This window comes from Paenarthrobacter sp. C1 (assembly GCF_049315185.1).
In the GTDB taxonomy this organism is placed as follows: Bacteria; Actinomycetota; Actinomycetes; order Actinomycetales; family Micrococcaceae; genus Arthrobacter; species Arthrobacter nicotinovorans.
In genome coordinates, this window is sequence record NZ_CP186052.1 from 1,783,982 (window position 1) to 1,804,336 (window position 20,355).

Genomic DNA, 20,355 nt, shown 5'->3' on the forward strand with positions numbered 1-20,355 from the left:
TCGGAGGAAAACTTAGGCGGAGAACGGTGGAACCAGCGGGCTGTAGCGCAGCTTGGTAGCGCACTTGACTGGGGGTCAAGGGGTCGCAGGTTCAAATCCTGTCAGCCCGACCAAAAAGGCCGGAATCACGTGGAAACGCGTGATTCCGGCCTTTGGTCGTTAAGTCGGGTCGCTAAGGCGCAAGACTTCCCGGGCTCGTTGGCCACGCCCGTCATTCAGGGCGGAATTGCGCCTACGAGCCCGGGATCCGGCCTAAGCCTTTTGCAACGCTCCGAGCGCCCTCACCAGCGGCTCAAGCTCCGGCACGGCCTCCGCGGCGTCCAAGGCTGCAGCCAGGGTGTCGTCATGGACAGGCTTGGCCGCTTCGAGGAGCTTCTGGCCGGCGCCCGTCAGCTCCGTGTAGATCCCTCGCCGGTCGTCGGCGCAGAGGATGCGGGTGAGCAGCCCCCGGTCTTCCAGGCGGTTGACCAGGCGCGTTGTGGCGCTGCTTGAGAGTGCGGTGGCGCGGGCCAGCTGCTGCATCCGCATGTGCCAGCCGTCCTGGCGGCTCAGCGCATCCAGCACCGTGTACTCCACAACAGAGAGCTCGTTCGAGGCCTGGAGCGCCCGTTCCAGTTCCGCTTCGATGCTTCCGTGCAGGGCGGCAAGGGTCCGCCAGCCCTGTGCCCGTACTTCTACGGCGTCATCCTTGATGCCCATGTCTGCTGTGCTCCTGCCTTGATGTTGAGTCGATCGCGGACGTTCGAAAGTAGTTGCTTGCGCAAGTACCTAGCGTATGCAACTATATATAGAGCGTCTGCAACTATTATTCTACGGTTCCCGGCGGCGCACTTCCACTTCCCAGGGGAACCGGCCATCTAAGGAGTTCCACATGCCCGCAGGGTTGATTGCCCTTGCCCTCGGCGGATTCGGCATCGGATTGACCGAATTCGTGATCATGGGCCTCTTGCCCGAGGTTGCCGCCGACTTCGACGTCAGCGAGGCTTCGGCCGGTTGGTTCATCTCCGGTTACGCCCTCAGCGTCACTGTCGGTGCCCTGCTGGTGACTGCCGCTGTGACCCGGCTGCCCCGCAAACCTGTACTCATGGGCCTGCTCGTGCTCTTTATCGCAGGCAATTTCCTCTCCGCGATCGCCGACACCTACTCGGCCATGCTGCTCGGACGCATCGTGGCCGCACTGTGCCACGGGGCCTTCTTCGGTATCGGCTCAGTGGTGGCCGCAAGCCTCGTGCCGGCGCACAAGAAGGCCGGCGCCATCGCGATCATGTTCACCGGCCTGACGGCGGCCAACGTCCTGGGTGTTCCCTTCGGGACCTTGCTGGGCCAGAACTTCGGCTGGCGTTCAACGTTCTGGGCTATCACCGTTATCGGCGTAGTGGCGCTGCTCGGCGTCGCCTTCATGGTCCCCAAGGCCGGCACGGAACCCACAAAGGGCCTACGCAGCGAACTGGGCGCCTTCGCATCCGGCCAGGTGTGGCTGTCGATAATCGTGACCATCCTCGGCTTCGGCGGCATGTTCGGCGCCTTCACCTACATTGCCTTCACCCTCACCGAGGTCTCCGGATTTGAGCCGGGCGCCGTCCCATGGCTGCTGGTGCTGTTCGGTGGAGGATTGTTCGTCGGCAACTTCCTCGGCGGCAAGGCTGCCGATAAGGCCTTGGACAAGTCACTCATCGTGATCCTCGCCGGACTTGTGGTGGTTCTGGTCTTCTTCGCCCTGACGGCTGCCAGCAGCATTGCAACCCTGGTGTCCCTGGCCCTGATGGGCGGATTCGGCTTCGCAACCGTTCCAGGCCTCCAGATGCGCGTGATGCACTTCGCCTCCACGGCACCAACGCTGGCATCGGGTGCGAACATTGGTGCCTTCAACCTGGGCAACGCGCTGGGCGCATGGCTGGGCGGCGTCACCATCACTGCCGGTCTCGGCTACACCTCGCCCATCTGGGCGGGCGCAGGGATCACGGTTGCTGCCCTGCTGGTCATGATTGCTGCTGCTGCGGCCGCCAAGCGCGGGGGAGGGGCCGCACCGACGGCAACTCCCGACGTCGAACGCGAACCTGATGGGGCCATCGTCGCCTAAGTCATGAGGCCTGGAGCCCGACGCCTGGAGCGTCACGTCTGACACAGGCAGGAAAATGCCCGCCACGGAAAGTCCGTGGCGGGCATTTTCGGCTCTTACGGGGTGGGCGTGGGGTTCTGCGGTTCCGGTTCGGCGTTCCGGTTCCCGGCAGCCTTGATGCGTTCGTTCTCCGCCTGCTTCAGGGCCTTCATCTGTTTGCCCCGGCGCCGCCAGATCGACCACATGACCGTCACCGCAATAAAGACAACTACCGCGGCAACGGCGGAGATGGCTGTCCAGGTGGTGAAGAAGCCTGCATCCACACTAAGGGTCCTCTGGCCGGCGTGGGCTGATTCCGTGGAGCCAAAGACGATTCCGGCAGTGAGCAGATTGGGAGTTGCGATGGCAACTGCCAGCAGGACGATGGCTGTTTTCCAGGGCCAGCGAACCGCTTTCCTGGTGGCCTGCCAGGCGACCAGCAAAGGAATGAAGGTAAATACGAAGCCGTAGAACATGCCGACCAGCACGCTGGCACCAAGGTCACGCCTGATTTGTCCTGCGATGACATCGGACCACCATCTGGGAAGAATTGCCCCAAGAATGAACCAGGCGGCCACAGCAACCAGCAAAAACACAAGGACCAGGATTATTTTGGCGCCCAGGTTGCTCTTTTTCCCGGCTGGTACTTGTGCTTGTTCAGTCATGGGTCAATCATGGCAGAGACCCCATCAGGCGCAGGGGAATTGTGCCTATACTTTCAGCGGCGGCCAGCTGCGCAGGCCGTCGCCGAGGTTCGTCATTGTCCCGATGAAAGGCCACCCGTGAGCAATATTCCTGAAGAACTTTCCTACACTGCAGAACACGAGTGGGTCACCGCTCCGGATGCCGACGGCGTTGTGCGCATTGGCATTACCGACTTCGCCCAGGACGCGCTGGGCGACGTGGTCTACGCCCAGATGCCGGAGCCGGGGACAAAAATCACCGGCAATGAAGTTGTTGGGGAAGTCGAATCCACCAAGAGCGTCAGCGACATCTATGCTCCGGTTTCCGGCGAGGTCACCAATCGCAATGACGCGTTGGATACGGATCCCGCACTGATTAACTCCGACCCGTACGGCGAAGGTTGGCTCATTGAAGTAAAGCTCGCAGAACCTGACGCAGTGGATTCCCTGCTCAGTGCATCGGAGTACGAACAACAGGTAGGCTAAAGTTATCTGGCCCGCCAGGCTGTTTTCCCATTACAGGGGAAATGGAAGGGCGGGCCAGGAACCGATTTGCCCGGCGGTACCGGGATGCGGAAGTTGCTGGCAGGGTTTGGAACTGTCAGCGGATGAGGAGGAAATTCCATGGTTGGCGGCGAACAGAATCAAGCCAATGTCGGGAACGGCGCGGAGGAACAGCCGACGTCGGAGACCACCTCGATCAGCATCACGCCAACGTGGGACGAGCCGAGCATTGCCCCCAAGTTGGCTCCTGAAGAGCGTGCATCCGTGGATGCTCTTCCGCCGAATTCGGCCTTGCTCATTGCGCACAGCGGACCCAACGCCGGAGCCCGGTTCCTGCTGGACGCGGACACCACAACTGCCGGCCGGCACCCTGACGCGGACATTTTCCTTGACGATGTCACGGTGTCCCGCAAGCACGTGCAGTTCATCCGCACTGCGTCGGGATTCGAGCTCGTGGACATGGGCAGCCTCAACGGTACGTATGTCAACCACGACCGCGTTGACCGCGTGCAGCTCAAGAGCGGCAACGAGGTCCAGATCGGTAAGTTCCGGTTGACCTACTACATCAGCCCTGTCCGCTCAGCAGGCCAAGTCTGACGGGGAACCTGCCTGTGGCTATTGCCCAGCCGGACCGTCGCGGGCCGCAGGTCCTGAACATCGGTGAAGTCCTCGCCCAATTGAGCGATGACTTCCCCGGAATGACTGCGTCCAAGATCCGCTTCCTGGAGGAAAAGGGCCTCATCAATCCGAAGAGGACTCCTGCCGGATACAGGCAGTATTCGGACAGCGACGTGGAGCGCCTGCGCTTCGTCCTTGCCCTGCAGCGTGACCAGTACCTGCCGCTCAAGGTCATCAAGGACTACCTCGACGCCATCGACCGCGGTGAACGGCCGGAGAATCTTCCTCCGGGGGTCACTGTCTCCCCGAGGGTTGTCTCGCCGGAAATGGCGGCGGAGATGCAAGGACGAGCCCGGGCCCTCACGGAGGAGCAATTGCGTGCCGAGTCCGGCGCCAGCGTGCCGCTGCTGGAAGCGCTCCTGAGCTTTGGCTTGATCTCCCATGTCGGTGGCAAGTTCGACGAACATGCCCTCCAGGTGGCCAGGGCTTGCGTTCAATTGGAGGGCCACGGCCTTGAGCCCCGGCACCTTCGTCCCTTCCAGGCTGCAGCCGAGCGGGAGTTCGGCTTGGTTGAAAGGGCCGTCGCGCCGTTGACCTCACGGCGCGACGCAGCATCCCAGGCAAGGGCCGCAGAAGCGGCACGCGAGATCAGCGAGCTGTGCCTCACCCTCCACCGGGCCCTCGTCCACGACCGAATCTCCCGGATGGACAGCTGATGATCGAAGTCGAAATTGTCGGTGTGCGGATCGAATTGCCGTCCAACCAGCCATTGGTGCTCCTTCGCGAACTCAACGGTGAACGGCATGTGCCAATCTGGATCGGCACGCCGGAAGCCAGTGCCATCGCCCTCGCCCAGCAGGGCGTGGTCCCGCCCCGGCCCATGACGCATGATCTCCTGATCGATGTCGTGGAATCGCTGGGTCACACAATCATCAGCGTGAACATCGTGGCGGTCGAGGACAACATCTTCTATGGCCAGCTGCAGTTCGACGACGGCACGGTGGTCAGTTCCCGCGCCTCGGACGCCCTCGCCCTGGCTTTGCGGGCCAAGTGCCGCATCTGGTGCGCTGACGCCGTCATGGAAGAAGCGGGTGTCCGGATCACCGAGCACGATGAAGGCGAGGATTCGGAGCCGGATCCCACGGTGGACGAAGAACGAGAAATGCGCCGGTTCCGCGAGTTCCTCGACGATGTGGAACCTGAAGATTTCGAAGGTTGAAACACCCTCAACCTAAAGTTGAGGGTGAAAGTTTCGACACGACTGGATTTTGGGCCCGAGGTCTTTGACCTCGGCGCTTCACGGGCCTAACGTCGAAGTATCAAGTTCCCGTTGCATACACTGCCCGCGCAAGTCACACTGGAAGGTGCCGACTTGTGGGAATTACACTGCTGCATTTTGTTGTTGTGTCAGGGGTATGCACCGTCCCCAAGGGAGCTGAGAACAAGGAGGTCACGTGAGTCCGAAAGGCGAAGCAGGCGAGCTGAAGCAGTCCTCTGCCGGCATTGCTGCGCCCGCATCCGGCGCCCAAGGTCTGCTCTTCACCGAGGATCTTCCCGTGCTGGACGAGGACGCGGGATACCGCGGCCCCACCGCATGCAAGGCGGCAGGCATCACCTACCGCCAACTGGACTACTGGGCACGCACAGGACTCGTTGAACCTGCTGTCCGTGGAGCTGCCGGCTCCGGATCACAGCGGCTCTACGGATTCCGCGACATCCTGGTTCTCAAAGTGGTCAAGCGACTTCTTGACACCGGCGTATCACTCCAGCAGATCAGGACCGCGGTGGAACACCTCCGCGAACGTGGCGTGGAGGACCTCGCGCAGATCACCCTCATGAGCGATGGTGCCAGTGTTTACGAATGTACCTCCGCAGATGAGGTCATCGACCTGGTGCAGGGTGGCCAAGGAGTCTTCGGTATAGCCGTTGGCCGCGTATGGCGGGAAGTTGAGGGCAGCTTGGCCGCGCTGCCGAGCGAGCACGCCGTCGAGCAATCCTTTCCCGACGACGAACTGAGCAAGCGCCGCGTTGCCCGCCGCATAGGCTAGGCAACAGACAAATGATATGAAGAAAGCCTCTTCCCACAGGGAAGAGGCTTTCTTGTTGTGCAGACCGGGGCCGCTGACGGAGCCCCGCGCCCGTCAGCGTTGGCGGCGTTCCCTGGTGGAACCCTGCCCCTCAAGAAGACTCTCTAGCAGGGCATCGAAAAGTTTTGCGGCATTCTTCGCAGAATCTCCCGGCCAGTGGTGGACGGAATGCGCCGCACCCTGGATCTGCTGCCAATTGGCTTGTTCCGGAATGTGCGGAGTCAACAGCAGCTCTCCGAACATGGACTCCATTTCGGCCAAGCGGAAGGTGTGCTCGGCGGATCCGCTGCGCACGCGGTTGGCCACGATACCTGCCGGGGCCAGATTGGGGGCGAATTCCTGGCGGAACAGCTGAATGGCCCTCATGGTTCGTTCGGTGCCCGCTACGGAAAAAAGCCCGGGCTCGGCCACGAGCACCACGCGGTCACTGGCGCTCCAGGCCATGCGGGTCAATCCATTCAGGGACGGCGGGCAGTCGACCAGTACCAACTCGTAGTTGGTGGTGCCGGCCAGAACCGTGGACAGCCTGCGGAGGTCGCGGCGGCCGAGGTCGGGGCGGTCGTAGATTCCGGTGAACGCTGAGCCTACTGCGACGTCCAGGGTGCCGTTGCTGGAGCCGTTGGAGACCCAGCTGCTGCCGGCGACGTTGTCCTGGAGCCTGGCGCGCCGAGGGCTTTTCAGCATCCGACCGATGTCCTGCTGGCCGCCGGGCTGGACACCAAGTGCCGTCGTGGCGTCGGCATGGGGATCGAGATCCACCACCAGGGTGGATATGCCGGCAGCGAGGGCCGCGGACGCCAGACCGGTGGTCACGGACGTCTTTCCCACTCCACCTTTGAGGCTGCTGATGCTGACTACTTGCACTTGAAAACCCAAAACCTAACGCCGGTTGCCGTATCGCGCTCATTCGCCTCCGGAATCACCGGAGCCGGGGCTTGCCGAAGCCCCCTCAACATCATATGGTGCTTCGGCATCGAATCCCGCTTTCTACGCGCCCGGCCAAGGGAGATCGCAGTTGGCAATAGCATGCCGTTGGATCGCGCGCACGCATATACAGCGCACATGACGATTCCTTTGTGATGGTTGCCACAAAGATTTGTGTTTGATGCTGGCGGCACTACACACTGTGACCACCGACCGATCCACCCGCAATGATGCAGGAGAAGTATGTTTTCGAAAATTCTGGTGGCCAATCGCGGCGAAATCGCGATCAGGGCGTTTCGCGCTGGTTATGAACTGGGCGCCAAGACCGTAGCCGTCTTTCCGCACGAGGACCGTAACTCGATCCACCGTCAGAAAGCCGACGAAGCTTACCTGATCGGCGAGGTGGGTCACCCCGTCCGCGCCTACCTGGACGTCGAGGAGGTTGTCCGCGTCGCCAAGGAAGCCGGGGCAGACGCCATCTACCCCGGCTATGGCTTCCTTTCGGAGAACCCGGATCTCGCGCGAGCGGCCAAAGCTGCGGGCATCACCTTCGTGGGCCCGCCCGCCGAGGTCCTGGAACTGGCCGGCAACAAGGTCGCAGCACTGGAAGCCGCCCGCAAGGCCGGTGTGCCCGTCCTGAAGTCGAGCAAGCCCTCCAAGGATCTTGACGAACTCATTGCGGCAGCCGACGAGATCGGATTCCCCATCTTCGCCAAGGCTGTTGCCGGAGGTGGCGGTCGCGGCATGCGTCGCGTTGAGACGCGCGAGGCCCTCCCCGAAGCACTGCAGTCTGCCATGCGCGAGGCTGACGCGGCCTTTGGTGATCCCACAATGTTCCTTGAGCAGGCCGTACTGCGTCCGCGCCACATCGAAGTACAGATCCTGGCTGACGCCGAGGGCAACGTCATGCACCTCTTCGAGCGTGACTGTTCCCTGCAGCGTCGCCACCAGAAGGTCGTTGAAATCGCCCCGGCACCGAACCTGGATGAGAACATCCGCCAGGCGCTCTACCGCGATGCCGTGGCGTTCGCCAAAGCACTGAACTACGTCAACGCCGGAACGGTCGAGTTCCTGGTGGACACCGAAGGTGAGCGTGCGGGACAGCACGTCTTCATCGAAATGAATCCCCGCATCCAGGTGGAGCACACCGTGACGGAGGAAATCACCGACGTCGACCTCGTGCAGGCGCAGATGCGCATTGCGTCGGGGGAGACCCTGGCGGATCTGGGATTGAGCCAGGAAACCGTCTCCATCAAGGGCGCGGCCCTGCAGTGCCGTATCACCACTGAAGACCCCGCCAACGGCTTCCGGCCTGACGTCGGAAAGATCAGCGGCTACCGTTCAGCCGGTGGCGCCGGTGTAAGGCTCGACGGCGGCACGGTCTACTCGGGTGCCGAGATCAGCCCCCACTTTGACTCCATGCTGGTGAAGCTGACCTGCCGCGGCCGCGACTACCCGGCCGCTGTTGCCCGCGCCCGGCGCGGACTCGCCGAGTTCCGTATCCGTGGCGTGTCCACCAACATCCCGTTCCTGCAGGCCGTCCTCGCCGACCCCGACTTCAACGCCGGCAATGTGGCGACGGATTTCATCGACAAGCGTCCTGAACTGTTGAAGTCGCACATCTCCGCCGACCGTGGCACCAAGCTGCTCACCTGGTTGGCTGAGGTGACTGTGAACAAGCCGAACGGCGAACTCAAGGTCCACAGCGATCCCGCAAGCAAGCTGCCCGCCGTCGAGGGTCCTGTTCCGACGTCGGGTTCGCGGCAGAAGCTGATCGAGCTCGGCCCGGAGGGCTTCGCCAAGGCTCTGCGCGAGCAGAACGCTGTGGCGGTCACGGACACCACGTTCCGTGACGCCCACCAGTCGCTCCTTGCCACACGGGTCCGCACCCGCGATCTGGTCGCGGCCGGTCCGGCAGTGACAGCTTTGATGCCTGAGCTGCTTTCAGTGGAGGCATGGGGTGGCGCGACGTACGACGTCGCCCTGCGGTTCCTGGGCGAGGATCCCTGGGACCGCTTGGCCGCACTGCGCCAGGCCCTTCCGAACACCTGCCTCCAGATGCTGCTTCGCGGACGAAACACCGTCGGGTACACGCCCTACCCGGAAGAAGTGACGGAAGCTTTCGTCGAGGAAGCCGCCGCTACGGGCATCGATATCTTCAGGATCTTCGACGCCCTTAATGACGTCAACCAGATGGCTCCGGCCATCCGGGCGGTCCGGGCCACGGGAACAGCTGTAGCGGAAGTGGCCATGTGTTACACCGGCAACCTCCTGGATCCCAACGAGGACCTGTACACGCTGGACTACTACCTGGACCTGGCCCAGAAGATCGTCGACGCCGGTGCGCACATCCTCGCCATCAAGGACATGGCCGGCCTCCTTCGCCCGGCCGCCGCGGCCAAGCTCGTTACCGCACTCCGTGAGCGCTTCGACCTGCCCGTGCACCTGCACACGCACGACACCGCCGGCGGCCAGCTGGCCACCCTGCTGGCAGCTGTCGACGCCGGCGTGGATGCGGTGGATGTCGCCGCGGCTTCCCTGGCCGGTACCACCAGCCAGCCTGCTGCCTCCGCGTTGGTTGCCGCTTTGGCCAACACTCCCCGTGACACCGGCCTCAGCCTGGCCAACGTCGGCGCCATGGAACCGTACTGGGAAGCTGTGCGACGCGTTTACGCACCCTTCGAATCCGGCCTCCCGGGCCCGACCGGCCGTGTCTACCAGCACGAGATCCCGGGCGGCCAGCTGTCCAATCTGCGCCAGCAGGCCATTGCCCTGGGACTGGGGGAGCGGTTCGAAGCGATCGAGGACATGTACACCGCGGCAGACCGCATCCTCGGCCGCCTCGTCAAGGTGACACCGTCCTCCAAGGTCGTGGGCGATCTCGCCCTGCACCTAGTGGGACTGAATGCAGACCCGGCGGACTTCAACGAGAACCCGCAGAACTACGACATTCCGGATTCCGTCATCGGCTTCCTGTCCGGCGAACTTGGTGATCCTCCCGGTGGCTGGCCCGAACCCTTCCGCACCAAGGCCCTCCAGGGCCGCAGCGTGAAGGTCCGCGACGTCGATATCAGCCCGGAAGACAGCGCAGCGCTCAAGGGCGACTCCAAGACGCGCCAGCACACGCTGAACCGCCTGCTGTTCGCTGGTCCCACCAAGGACTACCTGAAGAGCGTGGACACCTACGGCAACCTTTCCGTTCTCGACACCCGTGACTACCTCTACGGTTTCCAGCAGGGCTCCGAGCACGTCATCGAACTGGAAAAGGGCGTCCGCCTCATTGCGCAGCTCGAAGCCGTTTCCGAAGCCGACGAGAAGGGCATGCGCACGGTCATGTGCACGCTCAATGGCCAGTCCCGGCCCGTGGTCGTCCGCGACCGCTCCGTGGTCAGCAACGTCAAGGCTGCAGAAAAGGCCGACCCCGCCCAGCCCGGACAGGTTGCAGCACCGTTTGCCGGTGCCGTGACCGTTACGGTCAAGGCCGGCGATGCCGTGAAGGCCGGTGACACTGTGGCCACCATTGAGGCGATGAAGATGGAGGCATCCATTACGACGCCGGTGGCCGGCACGGTTTCGCGCCTGGCCATCTCAGCGGTGGAGCAAGTGCAGGGTGGCGATCTGCTGCTGGTCATCAGCTAGCTAGCGGCCACGAAAAAGTACCCCGCCCGGAGTCATCCGGGCGGGGTACTTTTTGCTTTTTGCTGTGTGCTGTCCGGCTGTTTGGCCGGAAGGCGGTCTAGGAGGCGCGGGGAGCCGAGTACATTTCCTCGATCACGGCGTCAAAGTCCTTCATGACCTGCGCGCGCTTGACCTTCAACGACGGTGTCAGGTGACCGGAGGCCTCGGTGAAGTCAGCCGGAACCACACGGAAGGCCTTGATGGCCTCTGCCTGGGAGACTGACTGGTTCGCCTTGCTGATCAGCTCCTGCACCGCAGCCTTGACCACGGCGTTTTCGGTGGCCTCGGCCAAAGTCGTGCCGGCCGGAAGTCCGTGGCGTTCGAGCCAGCCGGGCAGGGCTTCCTCGTCCAGGGTCACCAGCGCGCCGATGAAAGGACGGTTGTCACCAACCACCAGGACCTGGGACACCAAGGCGTCTGCGCGGATCTGGTCCTCCAACAGCGCAGGGACCACGTTCTTGCCGCCTGCGGTGACGATGATCTCCTTCTTGCGGCCAGTGATCTTCAGGAAGCCGTTGCTGTCCAGCTCTCCGATGTCGCCGGTTCGGAACCATCCGTCGGCTGTGAAGGTCTCTTCCGTGAGGTCAGGTCGTTTGTAGTAGCCGCGCATCACGCAGACGCCCTTGGCGAGAATCTCGCCGTCGTCCGCGATCTTCACTGCGTTCCCCGGAAGGGGAGCGCCCACCGAGCCGATCCGGATCATGGATGGAGTGTTGACGGAGATCGGAGCCGTAGTCTCGGTCAGCCCGTACCCTTCGAGGATCTGCAGGCCGATGCCCTGGAAGAAATGGCCCAGGCGTTCGCCGAGCGGCCCGCCACCGGATACCGCGTGGGCCACGTGGCCACCCATCGCCGCCCGGAGCTTTCCGTAGACCAGCTTGTCGAACACGGCATGCTTGATCTTCAGCCCCAGGCCAAGGTTCCCGTCCTGGCGCGCCTTGGAATAGGCGATCGCGGTGTCTACCGCCCGGTGGAAGATGGCGCCCTTGCCACCGTCTTCGGCCTTCGTGAGCGCCGAGTTGTATACCTTCTCGAACACGCGGGGCACGGCGAGGATGAACGTCGGCTGGAAGCTCTGGAGGTCGCCCAGCAGATTCTTGATGTCCGGGGTGTGGGCAACCTTGACGCCGCCGGCCACGGCCAGCACAGAGATAAAGCGGGCAAAAACGTGGGCCAATGGCAGGAACATGATGGTCTTGCCGGATTCGTTGATGATTTCCGGCAACGAGGCGCGGGCATTCTCGGAAAGTTCCACGAAGTTTCCGTGGGTCAGTTCGCAGCCCTTAGGCCTGCCCGTGGTTCCGGAGGTGTAGATGATGGTGGCGATGTCCCGCAGGCCTGCCGCGGACCGCCGGGACTCGAGTTCGTCGTCGGGAACTCCCGCTCCCGCAGTGCGCAGGGCATCGAGGCCGGCGCCTTCGAGTTGCCAGACGTTGGCAACGGACGTGATGTCCTCCGCGACGACGGCCTGGCGGATGATGTCCTCATGGTGGGCTGACTCGCCGAAGGCGGCTACTGCGCCTGAGTCACCAAGGTTCCATGCCACCTGCGACGGCGACGACGTTTCGTAGATCGGGACGGAGACGGCCCCGGCGAACCAGATCGCGAAGTCCACCAGCGACCACTCGTAGCGTGTCCGGGACATGATGCCTACACGGTCGCCCTGTCCTACGCCGCTGGCGATGAGGCCCTTGGCCAGAGCCCGGACGTCAGCGAGGAAGTCGGTGGCGCGGATGTCCGCCCACTGCCCGCTGGCATCCAGCTTGGAGAACAGCGGGGGGTTGGACGCCTTTCCCGCCTCCCGAAGCACGAGGTCCGTGATGTTGGTTTCAGGGGAGATGTTCACGAGGGGAGGAACACTGATTTCACGCACGGTAGCTCCTTTGATATCCACGGGCCACGAGGGGCTTCTTCCACTCTAGTATGCCCGCTCGCGGAGGTGTGTTCTATTTCACCTACTGGCGAGTAACTTTACGGATCAGGCCCCATTTCAAGCAACTCGGGGACTTCTGGACCCGGCGATGCGGGGGCGTGCCCGATGGCGGAATAGGATGATGGGATGCCCGCATTTCGGTCCAGCACCCGCGTAAACTCCAGGCCCCCGGCCGCTGCCTGGAAGGACGTCCCCTGGGCCGCCCGGCGAAGCCACTTGGGCCGCAGGGGACTGGCCATCGGAATCGATATCGGGGGCACCAAAGTTGCCGCCGGTGTGGTGGACGCCGACGGCAGGGTCCTCGCCGAGGCGCGCCGGTCCACCCCGGGCGCCGATCCGCGGGCAGTTGAACAGACCATTGTGGAACTCGTGGACGAACTCAGTGCGGGGCACAGGGTGGCCTCCGTGGGGATAGGCGCCGCCGGTTGGATGGACCTCGACGGCGGCACGGTGCTTTTCAGCCCGCACCTCGCCTGGCGTAACGAACCGCTCAGGGCCAGCCTGCAGAAACTGCTCAGGCGCCCGGTCCTGCTCACCAACGACGCCGATGCCGCAGCATGGGCGGAATGGCGCTTCGGGGCCGGTCAAGGAGAGAGCCGGCTTGTGTGCATCACCCTTGGTACTGGCATCGGCGGTGCCATGGTGATGGACGGCCGGGTGGAACGGGGCCGCTACGGTGTCGCCGGCGAATTCGGTCACCAGATCATTTTTCCCGGCGGCCACCGATGCGAATGCGGGAACCGAGGGTGCTGGGAACAATACGCTTCGGGCAACGCGCTGGGACGTGAAGCCCGCCAGCTGGTGAGGACAAATTCGCCCGAAGGCCGGGCCTTGCTGGATCGCGCCGGAGGCACCGCCGACAACATCACGGGGGCGGTCGTCACCGCCCTCGCCCTGGCCGGGGACGCTACGTCCCGGGAGTTGCTGGCGGACCAGGGCGACTGGCTTGGCCTGGGCCTGGCCAACCTTGCAGCTGCCCTGGACCCGGGAATGTTTGTCATCGGTGGTGGACTCTGCGACGCCGGAGACCTTTTGGCTGGTCCTGCCCGCGACTCTTTTGCCAAGAACCTCACAGGGCGTGGCTTCCGGCCCATGGCCAGGATTGAACTTGCTGCCCTGGGCCCACGTGCCGGCATGATTGGCGCTGCCGACCTCTCACGGGTCAGCGGCCGGACGCACAGCTAAGCGTCAGCGGGACCTGGAGTGTCGGCACCTAGATGCGGGCGCCGTCGTCGTCCTCGTTCTTCTCCTGCGGAAGCCTCATGATGAGGAAAACCACCGAGACCACAAACGCGGCGACGATTCCGAGGATGGCTGCCAGCGGCGCTGATCGCCAGAACATGGCAGTGAAGAGCAGCGCGATGGGTCCGCCCACAGCGCCTACCCAGGCCAGCATGGTCAGCGGTTCGGTACCTGCCAGGCTCGGCGGTTCTTCCGGGACGAACGACTCGTCGTCATCGTCCACCTCAAAGTCACGCGGTCCCGGCGCACGCCCCTGACCCTCTCCGGCCATGGGATCAGCGGCCGGCACTGCAGCGGGCGTGGAAAGGCCGAGGGGATCGAAATCCCGGAAAGACCTGGCTGGACCCGCCGGAGCCTCGCCGGGGCCGGCGGTGGGATCCGGTTCTTGTTCATCAGGCGTGGACCTGGTTGCCTCAAGCCGGGCCACGAGGTCCTGCCAGACCGCGTCGTCGTCTTTATTGGCGCTTTGGTCGGCGGAGTTGGGATCAGGCCTGTTCATGGGCTGCGTCCTTATCGGGAGATGGCCCCTGTCCGGCCAAGGCGGCAAGTGTCTGTTGAATGAAATCGACCGTACCGGAGAAGATTTCCGGTGCGTCGTTGTCGAGGGTGGCCACGTGGTGGCTGTTGTGAAGATAGCTGATGTCAACCGGAGCGTTCACGCGGGAGCGGAGAAATTCCAAGCTGGCGTTCGATATGACGTTGTCCACTGTTGACCGGTAGACGCGCACCGGGGCGCTGATGCGTGGCAGGATCGCGGCCGTGTCCTTGTACATCTTCTTCAACTGATGGGCCGCGGCAACAGGGGTGCGTGCATACGCACCTTCGTCCTGGTCCGGTTTGAGGATGTCGTTGGCGATGGCCGGCGTCGTCTTCACCACGTACTTGAGTGCGGCGACGATCACGGCACGTGGATCGTCCAGGACGAGGCCGGGATTGACCACCACAGTCCCCGCGACGGGCCGCGTGGCTGCTATTCGCAACGCCAGGGTGCCGCCCATGGACAAGCCCGCGGCGAAGACGTAGTCGCACTCCGCAGCCAGTTCAAGGTAGGCATCATCCACTGCCCTGTGCCATTCCTGCCAGGATCGCTTCGCCATGTCCTGCCAGGTAGTGCCGTGGCCCGGCAGCAACGGCAGGCGGACGGCATAGCCGGAAGCGGCCAAATGCTCAGCCCAGGGCCGCACGCTGTGCGGGCTCCCGGTGAAGCCGTGGGACATGACCACGCCGACGCGCGGTCCAGTTCCGCTCCAGCTGCTGAGGAACGGTGAGAAATCCGGGGTCATCTTCATGATGACTCCGAGGCTACTCTGTGATTGGCGTGCCGGCGGAAAAATGCTGCTGATTCTTCAAAAATGGTGGGTGCGTCAACGTCCAGGGTGGCCACGTGCCCGCTGTGCGGGAGGGTCACAACTTTCAGGCGCGCCGAGTCGATGTGCCTGCGGATCGTGTCCACCGAGCTGGGCGGAATGACCCCATCCACCGACGATTTGAAGACCAATGCCGGCGCCTTCACCTGGGTCAATCCCCGGGTCGCGGACCGGAACAGCTTCTTGAGCTCGTGCACGGACTTCAAGGGTGTCTTGGAGTAGTCACTGTCTTCGATGAGCTCAGGTGCCGGGGAATCCTCCACGATGGGATCCGTGGTGCGCATGACGTATTTCAACGCGCCCACGTACTTCACGCGGCGGTCATAGAAGCTCAAACCCGGATTGACCAGCACGACGCCCGGAACATCGTGGAGGGACGCCAGACGGAGGGCTACGGCCCCACCCATGGACAGCCCCGCCACGAAACAGGTTTCCGTTGTGGCAGCGAGGTCCAGGTAGCTCTTTTCAAAGGCCCGGTACCAGTCCTGCCAGCGGGTTGTGGCCAGGTCATGCCAACTTGTCCCGTGTCCTGGAAGCAGGGGGACCGTGACAGCGAAGCCTTGCGCGGCCAGATATTCAGCCCACGGCAGCATGCTCAACGGGCTGCCGGTAAATCCGTGGCAGATCGCTACGCCAGTGGAGGCGTTCGGCCCATGTCCGGCGTAGTGGAAAGCGGCCGCGGCTGGTGGTTTGCGTTCCGTCATGCCTTCCATCGTGTCATTGTTCCGGGCATTTCACACTGGAGTAGGGTTGCAGTTGAATGCCGGCCGGGTTGCCGGACGCATGCCTGCCAACGGCCGTGAGAGGACAAACGTGTTCTATTGGGTCATGAAGAGGATCTTTCTGGGTCCCATCCTCAAACTCCTGTTCCGCCCCTGGGTCAAAGGCCTGGACAATGTCCCTGAGAACGGCGCAGCGATCCTGGCCTCCAACCACCTTTCCTTTTCGGACTCCATCTTCCTTCCCCTGATGGTGCATCGCCCGGTGATCTTCCTGGCGAAGTCGGAGTACTTCACCGGCAAAGGGCTTAAAGGACGCCTGACGGCATTGTTCTTCAGGCTGAGCAACCAGCTCCCCATGGACCGGTCCGGAGGCGCTGCGTCCGAGATGTCGCTGCAGGCAGGCAAAGACGTCCTCACGTCGGGCGGCCTCCTGGGTATCTACCCCGAAGGCACGCGAAGCCCCGATGCCCGGCTCTACCGCGGCAAGGTGGGCGTTGCCCGGCTTGCCCTGCAGACCCGTGTTCCGGTGGTTCCGGTAGCCATGATCGGCACGGAGAAAGTCCAACCCATCGGCAAGAGGCTTCCAAGCATTCGCCGCATTGGCATCATCTTTGGGCAACCCTTGGACTTCAGCCGCTATTACGGCATGGAGGACGACCGCCTGGTCCAGAGGGCGGTCACCGACGAAATCATGTACGAACTGATGCGCCTCTCCGGCCAGGAATATGTGGACGAGTATGCCGCCGTCGTCAAGGCACGGCTGGCCGGAAAGGGGCCGGAGCCCCTCCACAAGCTCGAAGGGACCGAAGACGCCGTCGCGGACATCGCCGAAGACAGGGACGACCCCAATCCCGAAGGCCAGGAACCACCAAGGAAACTGTGACGCAGACGGCGGCATCAGTTACGCCTGCAGTGCCTCAACCCCGCCGGAGGCTACTACTCTTGAAGGGTGACTGAGCTAACCGCGAACACCGCACCTTCCACAGTAGATCCCCTCGCCAGCACCGCCCAGAGCGGAGCGGCAAACTATCCCGGGCTGGATGCCTGGCGTGACCTGCCGATTTCGCAGCAGCCAACGTGGTCGGATGCCGATGTCTTCAAGGCCTCGGTCAACGAACTCTCCGTTGTTCCGCCATTGGTCTTTGCCGGAGAAGTGGATGTTCTTCGGGAACGTCTGGCTGCCGCAGCCCAGGGCAAAGCGTTTCTGCTCCAGGGCGGAGACTGCGCAGAAACGTTCGAGGCTGCCACGGCCGACAAGATCAGCGCACGCGTCAAAACCATCCTGCAGATGGCCGTGGTGCTGACCTACGGCGCAGCAATGCCCGTGATCAAGATGGGACGGATGGCCGGCCAGTTCGCCAAGCCGCGTTCGTCCAATGACGAGACCCGCGACGGCGTGACTTTGCCCGCTTACCGCGGGGACATCGTCAACGGCTACGAGTTCACACCTGAGTCCCGCGCACACGATGCCGGCCGCATGTTGAAGGCCTACCACACCTCGGCTTCCACCCTGAACCTGATCCGTGCTTTCACCCAGGGCGGCTTCGCTGATCTGCGCCTGGTGCACCAGTGGAACAAGGGATTCACTGAAAACCCTGCCCATGCACGCTACGAGTCGCTGGCCCGTGACATCGACCGCGCCATTATGTTCATGGATTCCTGCGGGGCAGACTTCGAGGCCCTGAAGCGTGTTGAATTCTTCGCCAGCCATGAAGCATTGCTGCTGGACTATGAGCGCGCCCTCACCCGCATCGACTCCCGTACAGGCCTCCCTTATGACACCTCCGCCCACTTCCTCTGGATCGGGGAGCGGACCAGGGAACTTGACCACGCGCACGTGGACTTCCTGTCGCGTGTCCGGAACCCCATTGGCGTCAAGCTCGGGCCGACCACCAGCGGTGACGACGCCCTGCGCCTCATCGACAAGCTGGACCCGAACCGCGAACCCGGCCGCCTGACGTTCATCACCCGCATGGGCGCGAGGAACATCCGCGAAAAGCTGCCGGCCGTCGTCGAGCGTGTCACGGCATCCGGTGCCCAGGTGCTGTGGGTGACCGATCCGATGCACGGCAACACGGTGACCTCACCCAACGGCTACAAGACCCGCAACTTCGACGACGTCATCGATGAAGTCCGTGGCTTCTTCGAGGTGCACCACTCGCTCGGCACCGTCCCCGGTGGTCTGCACGTTGAAATGACGGGCGATGACGTCGCTGAGTGCTTGGGCGGCGCAGACCCGATCGACCAGGACGCATTCCTGGACCGCTACGAGTCCGTATGCGACCCGCGCCTGAACCACATGCAGTCGCTGGAGATGGCGTTCCTGGTGGCCGGCGCCCTGTCCAAGCGGTAGCTGACAGTCCCTGCTGCCACAGAAGAAGGCGCGGTCCGGATTTCTCCGGGCCGCGCCTTCTTGGGTACTGGGTCGCTGCGTGGCCGGGTTACTACACCACTGTCAGCGTCACGACCGATTCTTCGGGTGCCTCGGTATTGACGGGATTCTGATCACGTACCGTTCCAAAGAAGCCGCCCAGGATCTTGTTGATCTCTACCTTGAAGCCCAGCTTCTTGAGTTCTTTCTCCGCTTCGGCGGCCTGCTTCCCGATGAAACTCGGTACCTTGACCATCTTTGGGCCCTTCGAGACCGTCAACGTCACCGTCTCACCCTTGACGAGCGTGCCATTGGCGGGCGCCTGCGAGACAACAGAGCCCTTGGGGACGGACTTGTCGTTCACCGTCTCCGGGGCGATCACGGCTTTCAGCCCGGCATCCTGGATTGCCTTGACTGCCGCGTCCTGCGCAAGACCCCGTACATCCGGGACCGGGATGGGCTGGGGACCCTTGGAGACGACCAGGGCAATGGGAGTGCCGTGCCTGACTTCCGTGCCCTTCGCGGGATCCTGGGCGATGACCACCCCGGCAGGCACTTTGTCATCGAAAGCCTCAGTGACGTTGCCCAGGGCCATCTGGGCTGAATTCAAGGCAGTTTTGGCTTCGTCCAGGGTGCCGCCGGTGAGGTCCTCGAGAGGGAAGAGCTGGGCTCCCTTGGACACGAAAAGGGTGATGGGCTGAAACTTCCGGACTTCGGCACCTGACTCCGGCTTGGTGCCGACAGCGAGGCCGGAGAGGATATCGTCATCGAAAACATCCTGGGGTTCTGACTGGAAGCCGGCAGTGCGAAGCAATTGCTGGGCCTCGGCGACAGTCTTGTTCTTGACGTCCGGAACGGTGCCTGGCGACCCCGGCCCCATGCCGAAGAACCAGCCGGCGCTTGCCGCGAGCAGCGCAAGAATCACGATCACCACGGTCCAGATCAAGCCACGACCGCGTGGATTACCTTCCCGGAGTGGTCGGACCGGGGTTGCCGCCGCACGGGCCTGGTCCTTGGCCTGCTGCCGTTCGATCCGTTTCAGGTCCCTTTTTCCGGGCGGGCGTGACTCCACCTCCGTGGCACCCTTTGGCGACTGGTAGGACGCGCCACCGGCGGCCATGATGGTGGTGGGGTTGCTTTGCCGGGCAATGAATTCCGTTGGTGATGCCGTGGTGGCAATGGCTTCAGTGGCGTTAGTGTCCGGCCCGGAGGCTGCCATGGCTGTGGTGGGAGCGGCAGGGAGGACAGCGGTGGCTGACTGTTGCTTGAGATCCAGCTGTTCGTCGGTGAGCGTCGTACGGATGTGGCGCAGTTCAGTCAGCAGTGCGGACCCGTCGATGGGCCTGTTCTCTGCGTCAACGGAGGTGCACCATTGCACCAGTTCGTCCAGGTCTTCGGCCAACCCGGGGGCTGCGTCCGACGGGCGGCCGACAGAGGCGTTCACGTGCTGGTAGGCCACATGGATGGGGGAGTCGCCGTTGTACGGTTGCTTGCCGGTCAGCATTTCGTAGAGCATGATTCCGGCCGAGTAGATGTCGCTGCGGGCATCGGCAGGCCGGCCAAGGACAAGCTCCGGAGCCAAGTAGGCCACAGTCCCGATCAGGGCCCCGGTGCTGGTGTTGGCAGAGATGGCCCTGGCCAAACCGAAATCCCCGACCTTGATCCGCCCATCGTCTGCGATCAGGACGTTCTCAGGCTTGATGTCGCGGTGGATCAAGCCTGATGAATGGGCGGCCGCCAGACCTTCGATCACGGGATCGATCAAGGCCAGGGCGAGGCGCGGGGGCAGCGCTCCTTGGGTATTGAGGACATCACGGAGGGTGTGCCCCTTGACGTACTCCATGACCAGGTACGCGATATGGCCGTCTTCGCCTTGATCCAGGACGCCGACAATGTGGGGGTGTGAGAGGCTGGCTGCGGCTTTTGCTTCGCGGCTCAGGCGCTCCAGGAAGGTCTGGTCGTTTGCCAGATGCGGGTGCAGGACCTTGAGGGCCACGTCGCGCTCCAGGCGTCTGTCAGTGGCCAGGTAGACGGTGGACATTCCCCCTTTCGCCAAGCGGGAACGGACCACGTAGCGCCCGTCCACGGTGGTACCGATGAGGTGGTCCTGCGTTGCTTCTTGCACCAT

18 protein-coding genes and 1 tRNA gene are annotated in these 20,355 nt (G+C 63.3%); 11 read left to right on the forward strand and 8 right to left on the reverse strand.

Going from position 1 to position 20,355, the window contains the following annotated elements:
• The first annotated feature begins 36 nt into the window (after positions 1–36).
• Positions 37–113: transfer RNA gene (locus ACNAOU_RS08440), tRNA-Pro, on the forward strand.
• 139 nt (positions 114–252) lie between these two features.
• On the opposite strand, the gene ACNAOU_RS08445 is transcribed toward ACNAOU_RS08440, so the two are convergent.
• A complete protein-coding gene (locus ACNAOU_RS08445) occupies positions 253–699 on the reverse strand; it encodes a MarR family winged helix-turn-helix transcriptional regulator (protein WP_275778993.1) in 447 nt (148 codons plus the stop codon).
• Between the two features lie 172 nt (positions 700–871).
• Here ACNAOU_RS08445 and ACNAOU_RS08450 point away from each other — a divergent pair, with 172 nt between their 5' ends.
• On the forward strand, positions 872–2,080 hold the full coding sequence (locus tag ACNAOU_RS08450; RefSeq protein ID WP_018779260.1) for an MFS transporter: 1,209 nt from the start codon (positions 872–874) through the stop codon (positions 2,078–2,080).
• Between the two features lie 95 nt (positions 2,081–2,175).
• Here ACNAOU_RS08450 and ACNAOU_RS08455 read toward each other — a convergent pair whose 3' ends face one another.
• The gene (locus ACNAOU_RS08455) at positions 2,176–2,763 is read right to left on the reverse strand and encodes a hypothetical protein (RefSeq protein ID WP_064723228.1); all 588 of its coding nucleotides are present in this window, start codon (positions 2,761–2,763) and stop codon (positions 2,176–2,178) included.
• 117 nt (positions 2,764–2,880) lie between these two features.
• Here ACNAOU_RS08455 and gcvH point away from each other — a divergent pair, with 117 nt between their 5' ends.
• The 5 genes from gcvH (at position 2,881) to ACNAOU_RS08480 (ending at position 5,951) form a co-directional block, all read left to right on the forward strand.
• Positions 2,881–3,267 (forward strand): glycine cleavage system protein GcvH, encoded by a 387-nt coding sequence (gene gcvH, locus ACNAOU_RS08460; protein WP_018779262.1) that lies wholly within the window; start codon positions 2,881–2,883, stop codon positions 3,265–3,267.
• 138 nt (positions 3,268–3,405) lie between these two features.
• Complete coding sequence (locus tag ACNAOU_RS08465) at positions 3,406–3,882, forward strand: FHA domain-containing protein (protein WP_018779263.1); 477 nt, start codon at positions 3,406–3,408, stop codon at positions 3,880–3,882.
• Between the two features lie 20 nt (positions 3,883–3,902).
• The gene (locus ACNAOU_RS08470) at positions 3,903–4,619 is read left to right on the forward strand and encodes a MerR family transcriptional regulator (RefSeq protein ID WP_079582343.1); all 717 of its coding nucleotides are present in this window, start codon (positions 3,903–3,905) and stop codon (positions 4,617–4,619) included.
• On the forward strand, positions 4,619–5,122 hold the full coding sequence (locus ACNAOU_RS08475) for a bifunctional nuclease family protein (protein ID WP_018779265.1): 504 nt from the start codon (positions 4,619–4,621) through the stop codon (positions 5,120–5,122). The genes ACNAOU_RS08470 and ACNAOU_RS08475 overlap by 1 nt, the downstream gene beginning before the upstream one ends.
• A 235-nt stretch (positions 5,123–5,357) precedes the next feature.
• Positions 5,358–5,951, forward strand: coding sequence for a MerR family transcriptional regulator (locus ACNAOU_RS08480; protein ID WP_018779266.1), 594 nt, complete (start codon positions 5,358–5,360; stop codon positions 5,949–5,951).
• A gap of 93 nt (positions 5,952–6,044) precedes the next feature.
• On the opposite strand, the gene ACNAOU_RS08485 is transcribed toward ACNAOU_RS08480, so the two are convergent.
• A complete protein-coding gene (locus ACNAOU_RS08485) occupies positions 6,045–6,854 on the reverse strand; it encodes a ParA family protein (RefSeq protein WP_018779267.1) in 810 nt (269 codons plus the stop codon).
• A 303-nt stretch (positions 6,855–7,157) separates the two neighbouring features.
• On the opposite strand from ACNAOU_RS08485, the gene ACNAOU_RS08490 reads away from it, so the two are divergent.
• Positions 7,158–10,553 (forward strand): pyruvate carboxylase, encoded by a 3,396-nt coding sequence (locus ACNAOU_RS08490; RefSeq protein WP_422758417.1) that lies wholly within the window; start codon positions 7,158–7,160, stop codon positions 10,551–10,553.
• A gap of 97 nt (positions 10,554–10,650) precedes the next feature.
• Here ACNAOU_RS08490 and ACNAOU_RS08495 read toward each other — a convergent pair whose 3' ends face one another.
• Positions 10,651–12,465, reverse strand: a complete 1,815-nt coding sequence (locus ACNAOU_RS08495; RefSeq protein WP_018779270.1) for an AMP-dependent synthetase/ligase — start codon at positions 12,463–12,465, stop codon at positions 10,651–10,653.
• Between the two features lie 186 nt (positions 12,466–12,651).
• On the opposite strand from ACNAOU_RS08495, the gene ACNAOU_RS08500 reads away from it, so the two are divergent.
• Positions 12,652–13,710, forward strand: a complete 1,059-nt coding sequence (locus ACNAOU_RS08500; RefSeq protein WP_018779271.1) for an ROK family protein — start codon at positions 12,652–12,654, stop codon at positions 13,708–13,710.
• A 28-nt stretch (positions 13,711–13,738) separates the two neighbouring features.
• On the opposite strand, the gene ACNAOU_RS08505 is transcribed toward ACNAOU_RS08500, so the two are convergent.
• Genes ACNAOU_RS08505 through ACNAOU_RS08515 form a run of 3 tightly spaced genes read right to left on the reverse strand, consistent with a single transcriptional unit; the run spans position 13,739 to position 15,838 of the window.
• Positions 13,739–14,266 (reverse strand): hypothetical protein, encoded by a 528-nt coding sequence (locus ACNAOU_RS08505; protein WP_422758418.1) that lies wholly within the window; start codon positions 14,264–14,266, stop codon positions 13,739–13,741.
• Positions 14,253–15,056, reverse strand: coding sequence for an alpha/beta hydrolase (locus ACNAOU_RS08510; protein WP_018779273.1), 804 nt, complete (start codon positions 15,054–15,056; stop codon positions 14,253–14,255). The genes ACNAOU_RS08505 and ACNAOU_RS08510 overlap by 14 nt, the downstream gene beginning before the upstream one ends.
• Positions 15,053–15,838 (reverse strand): alpha/beta hydrolase, encoded by a 786-nt coding sequence (locus ACNAOU_RS08515; RefSeq protein ID WP_026267376.1) that lies wholly within the window; start codon positions 15,836–15,838, stop codon positions 15,053–15,055. Before ACNAOU_RS08515 ends, ACNAOU_RS08510 begins: the two co-directional genes overlap by 4 nt.
• 109 nt (positions 15,839–15,947) lie before the next feature.
• Here ACNAOU_RS08515 and ACNAOU_RS08520 point away from each other — a divergent pair, with 109 nt between their 5' ends.
• Together ACNAOU_RS08520 and ACNAOU_RS08525 are read left to right on the forward strand one after the other, a co-directional pair.
• The gene (locus ACNAOU_RS08520; protein WP_026267377.1) at positions 15,948–16,739 is read left to right on the forward strand and encodes a lysophospholipid acyltransferase family protein; all 792 of its coding nucleotides are present in this window, start codon (positions 15,948–15,950) and stop codon (positions 16,737–16,739) included.
• A 66-nt stretch (positions 16,740–16,805) separates the two neighbouring features.
• Positions 16,806–18,209, forward strand: a complete 1,404-nt coding sequence (locus ACNAOU_RS08525) for a class II 3-deoxy-7-phosphoheptulonate synthase (protein WP_039240719.1) — start codon at positions 16,806–16,808, stop codon at positions 18,207–18,209.
• A 91-nt stretch (positions 18,210–18,300) separates the two neighbouring features.
• On the opposite strand, the gene pknB is transcribed toward ACNAOU_RS08525, so the two are convergent.
• A complete protein-coding gene (pknB, locus tag ACNAOU_RS08530) occupies positions 18,301–20,355 on the reverse strand; it encodes a Stk1 family PASTA domain-containing Ser/Thr kinase (RefSeq protein WP_422758419.1) in 2,055 nt (684 codons plus the stop codon).

What these genes read in the sequence shown, in the direction of transcription:
- ACNAOU_RS08445 (WP_275778993.1), bottom strand. Translation starts at nt 699, where the DNA reads ATGGGCATCAAGGATGACGCCGTAGAAGTACGGGCACAGGGCTGGCGG.
- ACNAOU_RS08450 (WP_018779260.1), top strand. Translation starts at nt 872, where the DNA reads ATGCCCGCAGGGTTGATTGCCCTTGCCCTCGGCGGATTCGGCATCGGA.
- ACNAOU_RS08455 (WP_064723228.1), bottom strand. Translation starts at nt 2,763, where the DNA reads ATGACTGAACAAGCACAAGTACCAGCCGGGAAAAAGAGCAACCTGGGC.
- ACNAOU_RS08465 (WP_018779263.1), top strand. Translation starts at nt 3,406, where the DNA reads ATGGTTGGCGGCGAACAGAATCAAGCCAATGTCGGGAACGGCGCGGAG.
- ACNAOU_RS08475 (WP_018779265.1), top strand. Translation starts at nt 4,619, where the DNA reads ATGATCGAAGTCGAAATTGTCGGTGTGCGGATCGAATTGCCGTCCAAC.
- ACNAOU_RS08490 (WP_422758417.1), top strand. Translation starts at nt 7,158, where the DNA reads ATGTTTTCGAAAATTCTGGTGGCCAATCGCGGCGAAATCGCGATCAGG.
- ACNAOU_RS08500 (WP_018779271.1), top strand. Translation starts at nt 12,652, where the DNA reads ATGCCCGCATTTCGGTCCAGCACCCGCGTAAACTCCAGGCCCCCGGCC.
- ACNAOU_RS08505 (WP_422758418.1), bottom strand. Translation starts at nt 14,266, where the DNA reads ATGAACAGGCCTGATCCCAACTCCGCCGACCAAAGCGCCAATAAAGAC.
- ACNAOU_RS08510 (WP_018779273.1), bottom strand. Translation starts at nt 15,056, where the DNA reads ATGAAGATGACCCCGGATTTCTCACCGTTCCTCAGCAGCTGGAGCGGA.
- ACNAOU_RS08515 (WP_026267376.1), bottom strand. Translation starts at nt 15,838, where the DNA reads ATGACGGAACGCAAACCACCAGCCGCGGCCGCTTTCCACTACGCCGGA.
- pknB (WP_422758419.1), bottom strand. Translation starts at nt 20,355, where the DNA reads ATGGTGCAAGAAGCAACGCAGGACCACCTCATCGGTACCACCGTGGAC.